General features: G+C 62.4%; 15 protein-coding genes. 9 read left to right on the forward strand and 6 right to left on the reverse strand.

Features of this window, described 5'->3' with window-relative positions; genetic code table 11:
• Positions 1–111 precede the first annotated feature (111 nt).
• Genes topA through SynM161_RS02815 form a run of 5 tightly spaced genes read left to right on the forward strand, consistent with a single transcriptional unit; the run spans position 112 to position 6070 of the window.
• The gene (gene topA, locus SynM161_RS02795; protein WP_186541919.1) at positions 112–2811 is read left to right on the forward strand and encodes a type I DNA topoisomerase; all 2700 of its coding nucleotides are present in this window, start codon (positions 112–114) and stop codon (positions 2809–2811) included.
• Entirely contained in the window at positions 2811–3239 is a 429-nt protein-coding gene (locus SynM161_RS02800; protein ID WP_186541920.1) for a hypothetical protein, read from the forward strand. Before topA ends, SynM161_RS02800 begins: the two co-directional genes overlap by 1 nt.
• Complete coding sequence (locus tag SynM161_RS02805; RefSeq protein WP_186497192.1) at positions 3236–3889, forward strand: DUF2232 domain-containing protein; 654 nt, start codon at positions 3236–3238, stop codon at positions 3887–3889. Before SynM161_RS02800 ends, SynM161_RS02805 begins: the two co-directional genes overlap by 4 nt.
• On the forward strand, positions 3861–5060 hold the full coding sequence (locus SynM161_RS02810) for a nicotinate-nucleotide--dimethylbenzimidazole phosphoribosyltransferase (protein WP_186541921.1): 1200 nt from the start codon (positions 3861–3863) through the stop codon (positions 5058–5060). The genes SynM161_RS02805 and SynM161_RS02810 overlap by 29 nt, the downstream gene beginning before the upstream one ends.
• The gene (locus tag SynM161_RS02815) at positions 5057–6070 is read left to right on the forward strand and encodes an ABC transporter substrate-binding protein (RefSeq protein WP_186541922.1); all 1014 of its coding nucleotides are present in this window, start codon (positions 5057–5059) and stop codon (positions 6068–6070) included. The genes SynM161_RS02810 and SynM161_RS02815 overlap by 4 nt, the downstream gene beginning before the upstream one ends.
• On the opposite strand, the gene SynM161_RS02820 is transcribed toward SynM161_RS02815, so the two are convergent.
• Positions 6044–7165 carry an aldo/keto reductase gene (locus SynM161_RS02820; protein WP_186541923.1) on the reverse strand — a complete coding sequence of 374 codons (1122 nt, stop codon included), beginning with the start codon at positions 7163–7165 and terminating at the stop codon, positions 6044–6046. The two genes, SynM161_RS02815 and SynM161_RS02820, sit on opposite strands and share 27 nt — an antisense overlap.
• Entirely contained in the window at positions 7162–7710 is a 549-nt protein-coding gene (locus SynM161_RS02825; protein ID WP_114988245.1) for a bifunctional nuclease family protein, read from the reverse strand. The genes SynM161_RS02820 and SynM161_RS02825 overlap by 4 nt, the downstream gene beginning before the upstream one ends.
• A 49-nt stretch (positions 7711–7759) precedes the next feature.
• On the opposite strand from SynM161_RS02825, the gene SynM161_RS02830 reads away from it, so the two are divergent.
• Positions 7760–8428, forward strand: a complete 669-nt coding sequence (locus tag SynM161_RS02830; RefSeq protein WP_186542429.1) for a riboflavin synthase — start codon at positions 7760–7762, stop codon at positions 8426–8428.
• On the opposite strand, the gene SynM161_RS02835 is transcribed toward SynM161_RS02830, so the two are convergent.
• From SynM161_RS02835 to SynM161_RS02850, 4 genes are read right to left on the reverse strand one after another with little or no spacing between them, the layout of a single operon-like run.
• Entirely contained in the window at positions 8413–8784 is a 372-nt protein-coding gene (locus SynM161_RS02835; protein WP_011363609.1) for an AbrB-like transcriptional regulator, read from the reverse strand. The genes SynM161_RS02830 and SynM161_RS02835 overlap by 16 nt on opposite strands.
• 54 nt (positions 8785–8838) lie before the next feature.
• Positions 8839–9438 (reverse strand): cytochrome c oxidase subunit 3, encoded by a 600-nt coding sequence (locus SynM161_RS02840; RefSeq protein WP_186541924.1) that lies wholly within the window; start codon positions 9436–9438, stop codon positions 8839–8841.
• Positions 9435–11102, reverse strand: coding sequence for a cytochrome c oxidase subunit I (gene ctaD / locus SynM161_RS02845; RefSeq protein ID WP_186541925.1), 1668 nt, complete (start codon positions 11100–11102; stop codon positions 9435–9437). The genes SynM161_RS02840 and ctaD overlap by 4 nt, the downstream gene beginning before the upstream one ends.
• 1 nt (position 11103) lies before the next feature.
• Positions 11104–11934, reverse strand: coding sequence for a cytochrome c oxidase subunit II (locus SynM161_RS02850; protein WP_115132175.1), 831 nt, complete (start codon positions 11932–11934; stop codon positions 11104–11106).
• Between the two features lie 200 nt (positions 11935–12134).
• Between SynM161_RS02850 and SynM161_RS02855 the strand changes: the two genes are divergently transcribed.
• Genes SynM161_RS02855 through SynM161_RS02865 form a run of 3 tightly spaced genes read left to right on the forward strand, consistent with a single transcriptional unit; the run spans position 12135 to position 15101 of the window.
• Positions 12135–13061 (forward strand): heme A synthase, encoded by a 927-nt coding sequence (locus SynM161_RS02855; protein WP_370593103.1) that lies wholly within the window; start codon positions 12135–12137, stop codon positions 13059–13061.
• Positions 13054–14037 (forward strand): heme o synthase, encoded by a 984-nt coding sequence (locus SynM161_RS02860; protein WP_186509146.1) that lies wholly within the window; start codon positions 13054–13056, stop codon positions 14035–14037. Before SynM161_RS02855 ends, SynM161_RS02860 begins: the two co-directional genes overlap by 8 nt.
• A gap of 50 nt (positions 14038–14087) precedes the next feature.
• The gene (locus SynM161_RS02865) at positions 14088–15101 is read left to right on the forward strand and encodes an ATP-binding cassette domain-containing protein (protein ID WP_186541926.1); all 1014 of its coding nucleotides are present in this window, start codon (positions 14088–14090) and stop codon (positions 15099–15101) included.
• Positions 15102–15105: the final 4 nt, after the last annotated feature.

Below are 15105 nucleotides of genomic sequence, written 5' to 3' on the forward strand. Positions count from 1 at the left end.
GGCAGCCTGGAACCGTTGCGCTGGGGCGACTGTAGCGGCGCTTGACGCGCCGACGGTCATGCAGAGCGCTGCTCGGTGCGATAAAGAAGGGGAACGGTTTACCTGCCGCTAGTGGCGCACACCCTCGTCATCGTTGAGAGCCCCACGAAGGCCAAGACCATCCGTGGCTTCCTTCCCAAGGGATTCAAGGTCGAAGCCTCCATGGGGCATGTCCGCGACCTTCCCAACAACGCCAGCGAGATTCCGGCATCGGCCAAGGGGCAGAAATGGGCCAACCTCGGTGTGAACACCGACGCGGATTTCGAGCCGCTGTACGTGGTCCCGAAGGACAAGAAGAAGACGGTTCGCGAACTCAAGGACGCTCTCAAGGGTGCTGATCAGTTGCTCCTGGCGACGGACGAAGACCGGGAAGGCGAAAGCATCAGTTGGCACCTTCTCCAGCTGCTGGCGCCGAAGGTGCCGGTGAAGCGCATGGTGTTTCACGAGATCACCAAGGAGGCCATCGGCAAGGCCCTGGATCAGACCCGCGACCTGGACATGGAGCTGGTCCATGCCCAGGAAACCCGGCGGATTTTGGATCGCCTTGTGGGGTACACCCTGTCCCCTCTCCTCTGGAAAAAGGTGGCCTGGGGACTCTCCGCCGGGCGGGTGCAGTCCGTTGCGGTTCGGCTCCTGGTTCAACGGGAACGGGCCCGCCGAGCCTTCCGCAGCGGCAGTTACTGGGACCTCAAGGCCCAGCTTGATCAGTCGGGCAGTGCCTTTGAGGCCAAGCTGACCCATGTGGGTGGCCAGCGGATCGCCACCGGTAACGACTTCGACGAGAGCACAGGCGGGCTGAAGGCGGGCAGTGCCGTGCGGCTGCTCAGCGAGAGCGAGGCCAAGGCGTTGGCTGAATCCGTGCGAACCAGCGCCTGGACTGTGGATGCGGTGGAGGAGAAGCCCACCGTGCGCAAGCCGGTGCCTCCCTTCACCACCAGCACCCTTCAACAGGAGGCGAATCGCAAGCTGCGCCTTTCAGCCCGGGAAACCATGCGCTGTGCCCAGGGGCTCTACGAACGCGGTTTCATCACCTACATGCGGACCGACTCGGTTCATTTGTCCGATCAGGCGATCCACGCATCCCGCAACTGCGTGGAGAGCCTTTACGGCAAGGAGTATCTGAGCAAAGGGCCGCGGCAGTTCAGTACCAAAGCCCGCAATGCCCAGGAGGCCCATGAAGCGATTCGTCCATCCGGCGAAAGCTTCCGAACCCCTGGTGAGACCGGTCTGGATGGACGAGATCTGGCGGTGTATGAGCTGATCTGGAAGCGCACCGTGGCCAGCCAGATGGCTGAAGCCAGGCTCACGATGCTCTCGGTGGATCTCAGCTCAGGCGAGGCCAGTTTCCGGGCCAGCGGCAAGCGCATCGACTTCCCCGGTTTCTTCCGCGCCTACGTGGAAGGCAGTGATGATCCCGATGCGGCCCTTGAGGGTCAGGAAGTGTTGCTGCCGGCGTTGAGCGTTGGCGATGCACCGGAGCCGAAGACCGTTGAGCCCCTTGGCCATCAGACCCAGCCGCCGGCACGGTTCAGCGAGGCATCGCTGGTGAAGATGCTGGAAAAGGAGGGCATCGGCCGGCCGTCGACCTACGCCTCGATCATTGGAACGATCGTGGATCGCGGCTACGCCACGCTGTTGGGCAACGCCCTTACCCCCAGCTTCACCGCCTTTGCTGTGACGGCGCTGCTCGAGGAGCATTTCCCTGAACTGGTGGACACCAGCTTCACCGCTCGGATGGAGAACACCCTCGATGAGATCTCCCACGGCAAGGTGCAGTGGTTGCCTTACCTGGAGGGCTTCTACAAGGGTGATGAGGGCCTGGAAAACCAGGTCCAGCAACGGGAAGGGGACATTGACCCCGGTGCATCCCGCACCATCGATCTGGAGGGCTTGTCCTCCGTGGTTCGCATCGGCCGCTTCGGCGCCTACCTGGAGGCCAAACGGGTCAGCGACGACGGTGAGGAAGAGCTGATCAAGGCCACCTTGCCCCGGGAGATCACTCCGGCTGATCTGGATGAAGAGCAGGCCGAATTGATCCTCAAACAGAAGGCCGACGGCCCCGAAGCCATCGGTGAGGATCCGGAAACGGGGGATCTGGTCTACCTGCTCTTCGGTCAGTACGGCCCTTACGTGCAGCGGGGCCAGGTGAGTGATGAGAACCCCAAGCCCAAACGTGCCTCTCTGCCCAAGGGGCAGAAGCCAGAGGATCTCACCCTGGAGGATGCCCTCGGACTGCTCCGTTTGCCGCGTCTTCTCGGTGAACACCCCGATGGTGGGCGCATTCAGGCGGGGCTTGGCCGCTTTGGCCCTTACGTCGTCTGGGACAAGGGCAAGGGCGAGAAGGATTACCGATCGCTCAAGGGGGATGACGATGTTCTGGCGGTGGGGCTGAGCCGTGCCCTTGAGCTGCTGGCCATGCCCAAACGGGGTCGGGGTGGACGCACCGCCCTCAAGGACCTCGGTAAGCCGGAGGGCAGTGATGAAACGATTCAGGTCTATGACGGTCCTTACGGCCTGTATGTCAAACAGGGCAAGGTGAATGCCTCGCTGCCGGAAGGCAAGGGTGCTGACGATGTGACCATTGAAGAAGCGGTGGAACTGCTTGCCGCCAAGGCAACATCGAAAAAGGGTGGTCGTAAAACTGCTGCGAAAAAACCGGCGGCCAAGAAACCAGCCGCCAAGAAACCAGCGGCCAAGAAACCCCCCGCCACCACCAAGACTGGTCGGCTTAGGGCCAGTGCGGTGCGGGTGATCAAGCCGGCTGACAACTGATGGCCCGTCTGCTTTGGCTGCTGCCTGTGGGGCTCCTGCAGGCCTGTGCCGGCACACCGGTCGCTGAGCAGTTGGAACGCTCCTTCGCGGTGCCTGAAGCCAGGCCGGTCCAGGCATCTGCGCCCGTACCTGTTGTGAAGACCAGCCCAACAGTTGTCAGTCCATCGGTTGCCAGCCCTACTGCTGCGACCCTCTCCACGCCGGCGGCCGAGGCTGTTTCCCTGCCTGAGGCAACGGATGCTCCTGATCCTGTTCCGCAGCCAAAACCACGGACGGTGTCATCCCAACGTCTGCCCCAGGCGCCCTACCGGATCACCATCCGTTTGGCCGGAGCCGACCCTGCCGCTCCTGCTGAAGCCGTCACCCGCGCCCTGCGTGAGGCGGATGTTGGCTTTGCGGTGGAACGGATTGAGCGGGTTGAACCATGACCGACGCGACCCCCCGGTTGAGCCGCCAGCAGGCTCTGAGGCTGGTTGAGGGGGCATATCTCGCGGCCGCGACTGGGCTGATCTGGTTGGCTCTGTACTACTTGCCGGTGGGTGGTGCGCTGTTCCGTCTGGCCCTTCCCTTGCCCCTGATCCTGCTGCAGTTGCGTCGTGGCAACCGTTCCGGTGCAGAGGGTCTGCTGCTCTCTGTGCTGCTGCTCACCGCCTTGATGGGTCCTTTGCGTGGACCGCTGCTGCTGTTTCCCTATGGGCTTTTGTCGCTCTGGCTGGGCTGGAGCTGGTGCCGGGGGATCAGCTGGTGGCTGAGCTGGTCGGGGGGCGTTGTTCTTGGAACGGCAGGGTTTTTGGTGCGAGTTCTGGTGCTTTCGTTGCTCGTGGGAGAAAACCTCTGGGTCGTGATCACCCGGGCAGGTTCCGCTCTGCTCGAGCGCTTGATCGCGGTACTGCATCTGCCGATCACACCGGATCTCACCCAGGTGCAGTTGATGGCGTTGCTGTTGGTGGTGGTTCAGGAGGTCATCTATGTGCTGTCTCTTCATGCTTTGGCGTACTGGATCTTTCCCCGCCTGAAATCACCGATTCCGGAGCCCCCGAGGCTGCTGCATGGACTCATTGCCCTCGATCCCCTCTGAAGCCTCGGTGTTGCCTGAGGGCTGCCAGCAGCTGGGAGGTCTCGGTGCACGCAGGTTGGACGCAGCGGCACTTCGTCCCTGGACCTCCAACGATCAACCGCTGGATCTTTTGCTCGTTCTGGCGGCCACACAAACGGCCGAGCATGAAGGGATTTCCGCCGCTGGGTCCACCGTGGCTTCGCGGCGCTACACCGCCCTGGCTGATGCGGAGCTTCTGATTCACGGGCCGGCGCGGCAGCGCCGTTGGCCTCTGCCGCCTCTGCCCGCTGGCGTCTCCCCCGCCCTGCTCAGCCATGTCGCGGCGCGACGCTTGACGTTGAGGCCGCAGGTGGCGGCCCTCGGCTTGGCCCAGAAACCCGATTTCCCTCACCTGCACATCGAGCCCCTGGACCAAGGCCCCTCGGCGTGCCTGTCCAGTGGTGCGGCGATGCCATTGCCGCGGGTGCAGCATTTGTGGCGACAGGGAGAGCTGCTGGGGCGGCGGTTGCAACGCCCCTTGGTGGTGGCGGAGTGTGTTCCAGGGGGCACCACAACCGCTCAAGCGGTGTTGACGGCCCTCGGCGTGGAGGTTGCCCACCTGATCAGCGGTAGTGCTCTTCATCCGCCGCAGCAACTCAAGAAAGACCTCGTTGTCCGAGGGCTTCAGCGGGCTTCGCTTGGTGCGCATCCTTCGGCCGAGCGGATCCTGGCCGCTGTTGGTGACCCTTTTCAGGCCTTCACCGCAGGGGTGGTGGTGGGTGCGGTGTCTGCGGGACAACCGTTGCTGCTGGGGGGCGGTTGCCAGATGCTGGCTGTTCTGGCCTTGGCGATGCAGGCTTTGCCCGCCCGTCAGCGGGACCAGCTGGCGGCCCAGGTGCTGATCGGCACCACAGGTTGGCTCGCTGATGAGGCTGCGGATCTGGCAGGTCAGTCCCCCTTCGGCGGGTTGGTGGATGCCACTGCGAGCCACCTGGATACGGCCCTCTCCGTTCTGGCCTGCGGCGTGCGTTTTCACAGCAGCACCCATCAACCCTTAAGGGACTACGAACGGGGCTATGTGAAAGAAGGGGTGGGGGCCGGCGCTCTTTTGCTGCTCGCCCAGCTGCGTGGATGCTCTTGTGCCGATCTGGTGCTCGATTGTGAGCACGCCCTGGAGCAGCTGCTCAGTCGCCCCGTAACGTCAAGCCCATGAACGTCTGGAGAGAGCGGTTGGGTCCCCTGCGCCGGCGCCAAGTGCTCCAGATGATCGGGGCGACGGGAACCGTGCTGCTGGCGGGCTGTCGTCCGGCGACATCCGCGCCAACCCTGATGGCTCCGGCTGGGGTTTTGCCGAAACCGTGGGCTGATGCCTTGCCCAAGCCCTGGAGCCTGACGCTGGCTCCAGCCCAGCAGGACTGGAGGCCGGCGGATCAGGCGCGTGCCGATGTGTTGGTGATCGGTGATGGATGGCTTGATGCCCATCCAGCGGACACGCTCCAGCCCATTGCTTCTGAACCGCTCCTGAGCCAGTTGGATGGTCAGGCCAAGGCTCTGCTGGCCAGCCTCGGTGCTCTTCAGGATCGGGTGTTGCCGCTGGCCGTCAGCCCCTGGGTGATGCTTCTGCGGGATGACCCGGCCATGACCCAGGAGGGGTGGCCCCTGTTGCTGGATTCCGCCGTGGCAGGGCGTGTGGTGCTTCCCGCCAGCCCCCGCTTGGTCATGAGCCTGGCGGACCATTTGGGCGGAGGCCAGGCTTTGCCTGCGCTGCGTCGCCAGGCCCTCACCTATGACGACCGTCAAGCCACCAACTGGTTGCTCAAGGGTGAGGCCAAGGTGGTGGTTCTTCCCCTGAGCCGCTGCATCGCTCTGTTAGGGCGGGATCCCCGTCTTCGGGCGATCCTGCCTGCCTCCGGCGCCCCCTTGCACTGGACTGTTCTGCTCAGGCCGGAGGCCAGTCGTGAACCGGTTCCCCAGCGCTGGGTCGAGCAGGGATGGCGGGATCCCCTGCGTAGCCGCTTGGTGCAGCAGGGATGGCGTGCTCCGATTGCATCGCCAGGGCTGATGGTGGACCAGAACGCCCTATCGGCGCGTCTGCGGCCTCTGCTTTTTCCGTCCGCAGACACCTGGTCGCGCTGCTGGTCGCTGCCACCGCTGTTGCCCGAAGACCGGAGCGCCCTGGAAGAGCGCTGGCGTGATTCAGCTCCAGAGCCGCCGTCGCGGTGAAGCCTTCAAGCGTTGGTGGGTGTCCGCCAGTAGATCAGGAATGGGCAAGTGATGCGGGCAACGGGGAAGGCACTCCCCACAGCGTTCACATGCGGAGGCGTCGTGCTCTTCCCACCAGTGACCGGCACGGCCGATGAGGTTGTAGCGCTCCTGCGCAAATTCGGTGAGCCCATGGCCAATGGCCAGATTGCGCAGCCGTAAGAGTTCGGGGATCGGAACCTCGTTCGGACAGGGAAGGCAGGCCTGGCACTGCTTGCAATGCTCCTGGCCAAGCCGTTCCTGCTGCCGCCGCTCTGCCGTGACCAGAGCCTGTTGCTCGGCCTGGCTGAGGGGCCCATCCCCCTGCGCCAGGGTTGCGGCGAGTTGAAGATCCCCTGCAGCTGAGGCCCCAACGGTCAGGGTGCTGATGCCCTGTGCCAGCAGGAATCGGTAGGCCAGCTCGAGGGGGGCAAAGGGGGTGCAGTCCTCCACCAGTGTTGGGCTGGGGGCCTGGAGGCGACCGCCTTTATCGGCAGGGGAGATCGCCATCACTCCGAGGCCGTGCGCCAGGGCCCAACGGGCCAGGGGCAGACGCTGGGGATCCAGCCAATGCAGGTGCAGGCTGCAGAACCTGAAGCGCTGGCTGCGCAGCGCCCGATCGATCAGCGGGTTGCTGCCATGGCTGCTGAAGCCCACCTGGCTGACGCGTCCACTGTTAACGGCCCAGTCCAGAAGCCTGGACCCATCACCCACCAGGGCCCAGTCCAGGTGCTCCTCCCGGTTGATGCCATGGATGGCGAGGTTGTCGAGCTGTGGACAGCCCAGTCGCTCCAGAATCTGATCAAGGCGGCGTTGTCCTTCCTCGAAGCTCAGCCCTGGCAGCAGTTTGCTGGTGATCACCCAGTGGTCAGACCCTGTGCGGCTGTGCTGGCGAAGGGCCTCTCCCAGAAAACGTTCCGCAGGTCCGTAGGCCGGGGCGGTTTCCAGATGGTTGATCCCAGCTGCCGCTGCCGCGTCAAGCACCTCGGCCATCTGGGCCGCCGAGTTCAGGGCACGCATCGTGCCGAGGGTGAACAGGCTGACGGGGCGGCCGCTGCCGAAGGCGCGGGTGTTCACTCCTCCGAGGGCGTCTCGCTGTCTTGGTTGCGCAGATGGCGCACCAAGGCCGCAGGGCTGAGGTCGTCGACGAAACGGCTGAAGGCACTTTGATCTTCTGCATCCGCCTCCGCATCCACCGGTATCGAGGCTTCCGCCACCACCTCTTCCAGCATCCAGATGCCGCTGCCCGTGCGGATCGCCAGCGCAATGGCGTCGCTGGGTCGGGCATCCACTTCGATCAGTTCCAGCACTTCGTTTTCAGCCAACTCGGCTTCGTCCAGATCGGGTCGCAGCTTCAACACCGCATGAAAGGTGCTGTCTTCAATCGCGTGGACGATCACGCGTTCCAGTTCGAGCCCCCCAGCCACCAACAGTGCTGCCATCAGGTCATGGCTGAGGGGGCGTGGTGGTTCTCCCCCCTGCAGTCCGGCCATGATGTTGTGGGCTTGCGCCTGATCGATCCAGATCGGCACCTGACGGCGGCCACTGGGATCCCGCAGCAGCACCATGGGTGTGCGGCTGGCGGCATCGAGGGCAATTCCGGCGACGCTCATTTCGACCATGTCGGCGGCGCGGCTCTATCCGATTATGGCCAGAGAGCTGCTGCGGGCGATGTTCACGGGGCTGGTGCAGTCAGTGGGAAGGATCGAGCGCCGTGCCGGGGCGGTGGTGGTTTGGGGCTGCGCTCCTTTTGCCCCGTTGGCCCTTGGCGACAGCGTTGCTGTGGATGGCGTTTGCCTCACGGCAGCAGAGCTGATCGCGGATGGTTTCCGCGCCGATGTGAGTGAGGAAACCCTGCGCCGCACCACGTTGGGACGCAAAGCGGACCGTGGTGGTGCGGTGAACCTCGAGCCAGCGCTTCGACTGAGCGACCGCCTTGGAGGTCATCTGGTGAGCGGTCATGTGGATGCGACCGGAGAAGTCACCTGCGTGGAGACCCTCCCCCACTCCTGGGCCCTGTCGATCCGCTGGTCGGATCCCCGATTCGGCCGTTATGTCTGTGAGAAGGCCAGCATCGCGGTGGATGGGATCAGCCTCACGGTGGCTGACTGTTCAGCCGATGGAACGACATTCAGCCTCGCCGTCATCCCCCACACCTGGGAGGCGACGACCCTGAAAAACCTGGCTGTCGGGGACACCGTGAACCTGGAGGCCGATCAACTGGCCCGTTACGCCGAGCGGCTGCTGCATGCCGCCGCTGCCGATGACGGAAACACCGATGGCCAAAACAAGACCGAGAATCTGTCAGCCAGCTGGCTGGCGGCTCACGGCTGGTCCTGATCCATCTGCTGCAGAACGATCATTCCGGAGTCCCGCTGCAGCTCGATCTTGAACTCCTGGCCTGGTTCCAGGCCGAGCCGACGGGTGTAAGCGTGGCCGATCAGCAGGTTGCCGTTGCCATGCACACGGGTTCGGAATTCGGCCTGGCGACCTCGGCTTCCGCCTGAGGAACTGCTGCTGCTTTTCGGCAATTGCCATCCCTGGGCCGCCGCTTTGGCCTCCACCAGAGCCCGATAAAAACTCTTTTTCAGCAGTCGTCCGCTGGGGCCGACGTAGCCGCAGCCGCGGGCGATGTCATCTTCCGGCCGATTGCTGAGCGATCTGGCCTTGTCCAGCAGTTCCTTGCCGACCAGCATTTCAGGAATTAATTCAACTGAATTCTGGCCACGCTCGCCAATCAAGGCAAGGGATCAGAGCAGATAAAGGATCACGAAAAGAATCACCCAGATCCCATCAACAAAGTGCCAGTACAACTCCGCTGCTTCCAGAGGGAAGTGGTCGGCTGGAGTCACACGGCCCTGCGGCTGCCTCGCCTGCCACCAGACGATCAGGATCATCAGGGCGCCGAGGGTCACGTGGAGACCATGAAATCCCGTGGCGGCGAAGAAGGTGCTGGCGTAAAGGTTGTCGGTGAGACCGAAGGGGAGTGTGAAGTACTCCACCATCTGGCTCACCAGAAAGGCCAGGCCGAGGCCTGCGGTGATCAGCAGCCAGCGTCGACAGCGACCGTGGTCGTCCTGTCGGATCGCCTGGCCGGCCCGGTGGAAGGTGGCACTGCTCACCAGGAGCAGAACCGTGTTGAGGATGGGCAGGGGCAGCTCCAGTTCATAGATGGCTCCATCCGGTAGGGGATTGACCGCTTTGAAGGTGAGGTAGGCCGCAAAGAAGCCGGCGAAGGTCATGGCGTCCGCCACAAGAAATGTGGCCAGGCCGAACATGCGGTGATCGGGATGCTCGGAATGCTCCCCTTGGCTGTGGTTCTGATCCTTCGTGGGAACTGTGGTGGTCATTTGCCGCTGCTCCAGAGATCACGACCACTGGTTGCGGTCAGGTCCAGTTCGTCCGGCGGGACGCCGTAGCCGTAGGGCTCTTCCACCAGAGGGGCCTCACCAATCCAGTTTTCGACCGGTGGCGGAGAACTGGTCAGCCATTCGGGCGTGAGTGCTTTCCAGGGGTTGTCGCCTGCGACAGGACCGCTGAGGGCGCTGTGGATCACATTCCAGAGGAAAGGCAGGGTGCTGATGGCCATCAGCAGGGCTCCGACGGAGCTGATCTGATTGATCAGGGTGAATTGGGGGTCGTATTCAGCAACGCGTCGCGGCATCCCATTGAGGCCCAGCCAGTGCTGGGGGCCGAAGCACAGGTTGAAGCCGATGAACGTGAGGGCACAGTGCAGGCGGCCGAGATCTTCATTGAGCATCCGGCCGGTGAACTTGGGATACCAGTGGTAGACCGAGGCGAAGATCACGAACACCGATCCACCGAAGACGATGTAGTGGAAGTGCGCGACGACGAAGTAGGTGTCGTGCACATGAATGTCGAACGGCACCTGCGCCAGGGCGACCCCTGTGATGCCTCCGAGCACGAAGTTCACGATGAAACCGCAGGAAAACAGCATGGCGCTGTTGAGGCTGATGCGGCCGCCCCAAAGTGTTGCCAACCAGTTGAAGAATTTGATGCCGGTGGGAACGGCGATGAATGCGGTTGCAATGGTGAAGAACAGGCGCATCCAGGGAGGTGTGCCGCTGGTGAACATGTGGTGCGCCCACACAATCAGGCCCAACACAACGATGGCCATGATCGAATAGACCATCGTCACGTAGCCGAACAGCGGCTTGCGGGCATGAACCGGCAGGATTTCGCTCACCAGGCCGAAGGCCGGCAAGACCATGATGTATACGGCTGGGTGCGAATAGAACCAGAACAGATGCTGGTAAACCACCACGTTTCCCCCAAGGGTGGGGTTGAAGAAGCCTGTATGGGCAACGATGTCGAAACTCAGCAACACCAACGTTCCCGCCAGAACCGGTGTTGAGAGAACCACAAGAATGCTGGTGCCCAGCATCGCCCAGCAATACATGGGGAGCTGCATTAGTTTCAAACCGGGGCGACGCAGTTTGAGAATGGTGGCGATGAAGTTGATGCCTCCGAAGATCGAACTTCCGCCCAGGAGCAGCACGCTCAAGATCCAGATGATTTGGCCAGTTGCTGGTGTGGTGATGCTCAGAGGTGGATAGGCCGTCCAGCCCGATTGCGCAGCCCCCGTGAGGAAATAGCTGGTGATCAGCATCAAACCGGCTGGAGGGATCAGCCAGAACGCCACGGCATTCAGGCGCGGGAAGGCCATGTCCCTTGCACCCACATAAAAGGGGATCAAATAGTTTCCAAAAGCACCATTCACCACGGGGACAATCCAGAGAAAGATCATCACCGTGCCGTGGAGCGTCAGCACCTGGTTGTAGACATCACGTGCCATGAAGTCGGACACGGGACTGGTGAGTTCCGTGCGAATGGCGCCGGCTAGGGCGCCGCCAATCAGATAAAAAACAAAGCCGCAGACGAGGTACTGCAGCCCGATCACCTTGTGATCAACGCTGAAGCTGAAATACCGCAACCAGCCGCTGGGTTGAAGCTGTGGAGGGCTGGACGTTTCCGGGGGCAAACTGATGGTCATCTCAGGCGTTCGCGATGGTGAGCGTTTCGTCTTCAGGTGCGGCTTTGGCGTTGTCCCTGTACCAGCTGTCCCAGTCCTCCGGGCTTTCCACCACAACGGTGGAGCGCATTCCACCGTGGTAGGGCCCACAGAGTTCGGCGCACACGATTGGATAACGGCCGGTGCGTGTGGGTGTGAAACTCAGCTGGGTTGGTTGGCCGGGAATGACGTCCTGCTTCAAGCGAAATTCAGGCACCCAGAAGGCATGAATCACATCTTTGGCTTCCATCCGCAGAGTGATCGGTCGATCGGCTGGCACATGAAGTTCACCTGACGTGATGTCTCCCTCTGGGTAATGAAAGAGGAAGGCAAATTGCATTGCTGTCACTTCAACGGGTAAAGCATTTGTTGCGGCTGCTGATTCAATCGAGCCTGAACTAATGCCTCCCCAGATCTGTTCGTCGTGGGCTCCGCCCATGTGGTCATGGGCGAGAGGCACCATGCCACCCATCCGGTCGTAAATGTCGTAGCTGTAGAGACCAACAAACAGCACCACAACAGCAGGAACAGCTGTCCAGAAAATTTCAAGTGGCAGGTTTCCTTCGATGGCAAGGCCGTCGCCGAGTTGGCCGCTGCGTCGCCGAAAGCGAATCAGGCTGAACACGAGAAGACCAACGATTCCGATAAACAGAATGCTGCCAATCGTGAATAGAACCTTAAAAAGCTCGTCGTAAATCGGCGCGTTGGCGCTCGCATCGATGGGGAGAAGGTTGATGTTCTGGCCGATCCATAGGCCGCCCAGAGCAAGGACCATCCCGATCACCAACGTGAGAATGGCGGATGGGATCTGCACCTGATCAATCCCAGGTTTTCAACAGCGTATGGGTCTGGCTGCGGTTCTCCATGAAGTGATTGTTAAGGCCTTATTTCTGTCAGGAAAAGGGGATGATTTTTCCTCATTTGTGTTGCAGACGTCCACACAGCGTGACGTCATCTTCTGCATCGCTACGGTCCAAGCAATCCCTTTTGGGTGCATCGGATGGAGCTTGTTCGATGATGCTTTCCTCAATGTCGACATTGCGTCGACGTCTTGGGTTGTTGTCGGCTCATCTAGTGGTTGCCGTGATCGCTTTGGTGGTGATCGGTGGAGCAACCCGGGTGATGGAAGCCGGCTTGGCCTGCCCGGACTGGCCCCTGTGCTTCGGCTCGTTTTTGCCGGGTCGCCAGATGAATGTTCAGGTGTTCCTTGAGTGGTTTCACCGCCTTGATGCCTTCGTCATCGGCATGGCCCTCGTGGTGATGGCTGTGGCGACGACGCTTCAGCGGCGCCAACTGCCGCGATGGCTGCCCTGGCTGGCCATCGGTCTGATGGTTTTGGTGGCGATGCAGGGCGGTTTGGGTGCGCTGACGGTGACCCAGTTGCTGCCCTCCGCTGTGGTGACAGCCCACCTGGCTCTCGCGCTCACCCTCGTGGCGCTCCTGAGTGGGCTGACCCAACGCTTGCTTCATCCCGCTGGTGCCGTCGCTCCGCTCTGGTGGCGCATCGGGGCATCGCTTGGCCTGTTGTCGGTCTTTGTGCAGTGCCTGCTCGGTGGTCGCATGGCCACCGCATGGGCAGGGCAGCGATGCCTTGCTGGAGGAGAGGCCTGCCAGCTGGTGCTTTCCCATCGCCTGACAGCGATGCCGGTGGTCGTTGTTGTGCTCGGCTTCGCCGGGGCAGCCGTGCTGGCGGGTGGTTGGGCTCGTCAGCAGTGGCCCTGGCTTGGTGGGGCCGTGCTTTTGGTGCTGGTTCAGGTGGCCCTAGGCGTTTTCACCCTTCGTCTTGGTTTGTCGCAACCGGCAGTGACGGTTGCTCATCAACTCGTGGCTGCACTGCTGATCGCTCTGCTGGCGGCGCTTCTGGTTCGCTCTCCGAACCTCCCCTCCCCGTCCCGTTCCGTCGTCCTCGACGACACCTCGTTGGAGGCCTGTCATGGCTGAAATCACTGCAACCGTTCGTCCGACCCGTGAGGAGGTCGTTCCCTCCCGCAAGCGGGTGAAACTTCCGGCCTGGCTGGAAGTCGCCAAGCCCCGCCTGATCCCTTTGCTGCTGGCCACCACCCTGGGTGGAATGGCTCTCAGTGAAGGCTGGCCGCTCTCATCGCCTCGGCTCGTCTGCACCCTGGGGGGAGGGGCGCTTGCCTCCGCTGCTGCAGGGGTTCTGAACTGCTTGTGGGAGCAGGATCTCGATGGCCGGATGGCCCGCACCAGCGGTCGCGCACTCCCCTCCGGTCGGCTGTCGCCCACCAGTGCATTCATCGGCGCCATCGCCTGCACCCTCGCGGCGGCGATGCTTCTCGTAAGCGGTGTGAACTGTCTCGCTGCTGGGTTGTCCCTGCTCGGCCTCTGCAGTTACGTGCTGCTCTACACAGCCTTGCTCAAGCCGCGGACGTCCCAGAACATCGTCATCGGTGGGGTCGCCGGGGCCATTCCGCCCCTGGTTGGGGCGGCGGCCGCCACGGGCCATGTTGGCCTCGGGGGCTGGTGGCTGTTCGCTTTGGTGATGGTCTGGACACCAGCCCATTTCTGGGCTTTGGCCCTGCTGTTGCGCGAGGACTATCGCGCTGTCGGGATCCCGATGCTGCCCGTGGTGAAGGGTCCTGTGGTGACGGCGCGGGCGATCAAGACCTACGGCTGGATCACCGTTCTGCTCAGCGGTTTGGGCGTGTTTGCTTTGCCTTCAGGTGGCGCCTTCTACGGCGTGATGCTGCTGCCCTACAACGGTCGATTGCTGCAGCTCGTTGATCGGCTGTCCCTGGATCCCGACAGTCTTGTGAATGCCAAGGCCCTGTTCCGTTGGTCGATCCTCTATCTGTTTGGCCTGTGCCTGCTTCTCATTCTCAGCCGGACGGATCTGGCCTCAGGCTTCGCTCACCAGGTGATGCAACTTCTCTCCCTGCCAACGGCGGTGCAATGAGCACTCTCTAGATTCCCTGAATTGGCCGAGCAAGTCCCTGACGGTGCCTGATGGCGTTGATTGAACTGCGCAAGATCTCCAAGGCCTACGGCTCGGTACCGGCTCTGCGTGAGCTTGATCTCACCGTTCCTGAAGGATGCCTGTACGGGCTGCTTGGCCCGAACGGTGCCGGCAAAACAACGGCCATGCGCATTCTGGCCACTCTGCTCGCCCCCGACAGCGGCTCAGTGGTTGTTGGGGGGGTTGACGGTTTGGTGCAGCCACGAGAAGTGCGCCAGCTCATGGGCTATGTGGCCCAGGAGGTGGCCATCGACAAGATCCTGAGCGGCCGGGAACTGCTGCAATTGCAAGGTGATCTTTACCACCTGCCACGGAACGATCGCGACAGCCGCATCGCCGATCTGATTGACCGCCTCGCGATGGGCGACTGGATAGACCGCCGCTGCGGCACCTATTCCGGCGGCATGCGCCGGCGTCTTGATCTGGCCGCCGGTCTGCTGCACCGCCCCCGGTTGCTCGTGCTCGATGAGCCCACCGTGGGACTGGATATCGAGAGCCGCAGTGCCATCTGGCAGCTGCTGCGTCAGCTGGTTGATGAAGGCACCACTGTTCTGCTGAGCAGTCATTACCTCGAAGAAGTGGAGGCTCTGGCGGATCAGTTGGCGATCATCGACGCCGGCTGTGTGATTGCCGAAGGCAGCCCTGATCAGCTCAAACAACGGCTTGGGGGTGATCGCGTGACTCTGCGAATCCGAGAGTTCAGTAATGCCGATGAGGCGACCCAGGTGCGTGCCCTGCTCGAACCCTTGGATGGGGTGCGTCAGGTGGTGGTGAACCGCTCCCAGGGCTTTTCCCTCAACCTGGTGATTGAGGGAGGGGCCGTGATCGATCAGCTGCGTCAGACCCTCGAAGCTGCAGGTTTGCCTGTGTTTGCCCTGGCCCAGAGTCGTCCCAGCCTGGATGATGTCTACCTTCAGGCCACAGGACGCACCCTGATGGACGCTGAACTGGCCATCGCAGGCCAGCGCGACGTCAAACAGGAAAAGCGTCAATCCATGCGTTGAGTGC

Source organism: Synechococcus sp. M16.1 (genome assembly GCF_014279895.1).
Classification (GTDB): domain Bacteria; phylum Cyanobacteriota; class Cyanobacteriia; order PCC-6307; family Cyanobiaceae; genus Parasynechococcus.

Coding starts and splice junctions, on each gene's coding strand:
- ctaD (WP_186541925.1), bottom strand. CDS start 11,102: ATGACCATCAGTTTGCCCCCGGAAACGTCCAGCCCTCCACAGCTTCAA.
- SynM161_RS02865 (WP_186541926.1), top strand. CDS start 14,088: ATGGCGTTGATTGAACTGCGCAAGATCTCCAAGGCCTACGGCTCGGTA.
- SynM161_RS02825 (WP_114988245.1), bottom strand. CDS start 7,710: ATGGTCGAAATGAGCGTCGCCGGAATTGCCCTCGATGCCGCCAGCCGC.
- SynM161_RS02830 (WP_186542429.1), top strand. CDS start 7,760: ATGTTCACGGGGCTGGTGCAGTCAGTGGGAAGGATCGAGCGCCGTGCC.
- SynM161_RS02860 (WP_186509146.1), top strand. CDS start 13,054: ATGGCTGAAATCACTGCAACCGTTCGTCCGACCCGTGAGGAGGTCGTT.
- SynM161_RS02835 (WP_011363609.1), bottom strand. CDS start 8,784: ATGCTGGTCGGCAAGGAACTGCTGGACAAGGCCAGATCGCTCAGCAAT.
- SynM161_RS02840 (WP_186541924.1), bottom strand. CDS start 9,438: ATGACCACCACAGTTCCCACGAAGGATCAGAACCACAGCCAAGGGGAG.
- SynM161_RS02815 (WP_186541922.1), top strand. CDS start 5,057: ATGAACGTCTGGAGAGAGCGGTTGGGTCCCCTGCGCCGGCGCCAAGTG.
- SynM161_RS02800 (WP_186541920.1), top strand. CDS start 2,811: ATGGCCCGTCTGCTTTGGCTGCTGCCTGTGGGGCTCCTGCAGGCCTGT.
- SynM161_RS02855 (WP_370593103.1), top strand. CDS start 12,135: ATGATGCTTTCCTCAATGTCGACATTGCGTCGACGTCTTGGGTTGTTG.
- SynM161_RS02805 (WP_186497192.1), top strand. CDS start 3,236: ATGACCGACGCGACCCCCCGGTTGAGCCGCCAGCAGGCTCTGAGGCTG.
- SynM161_RS02810 (WP_186541921.1), top strand. CDS start 3,861: ATGGACTCATTGCCCTCGATCCCCTCTGAAGCCTCGGTGTTGCCTGAG.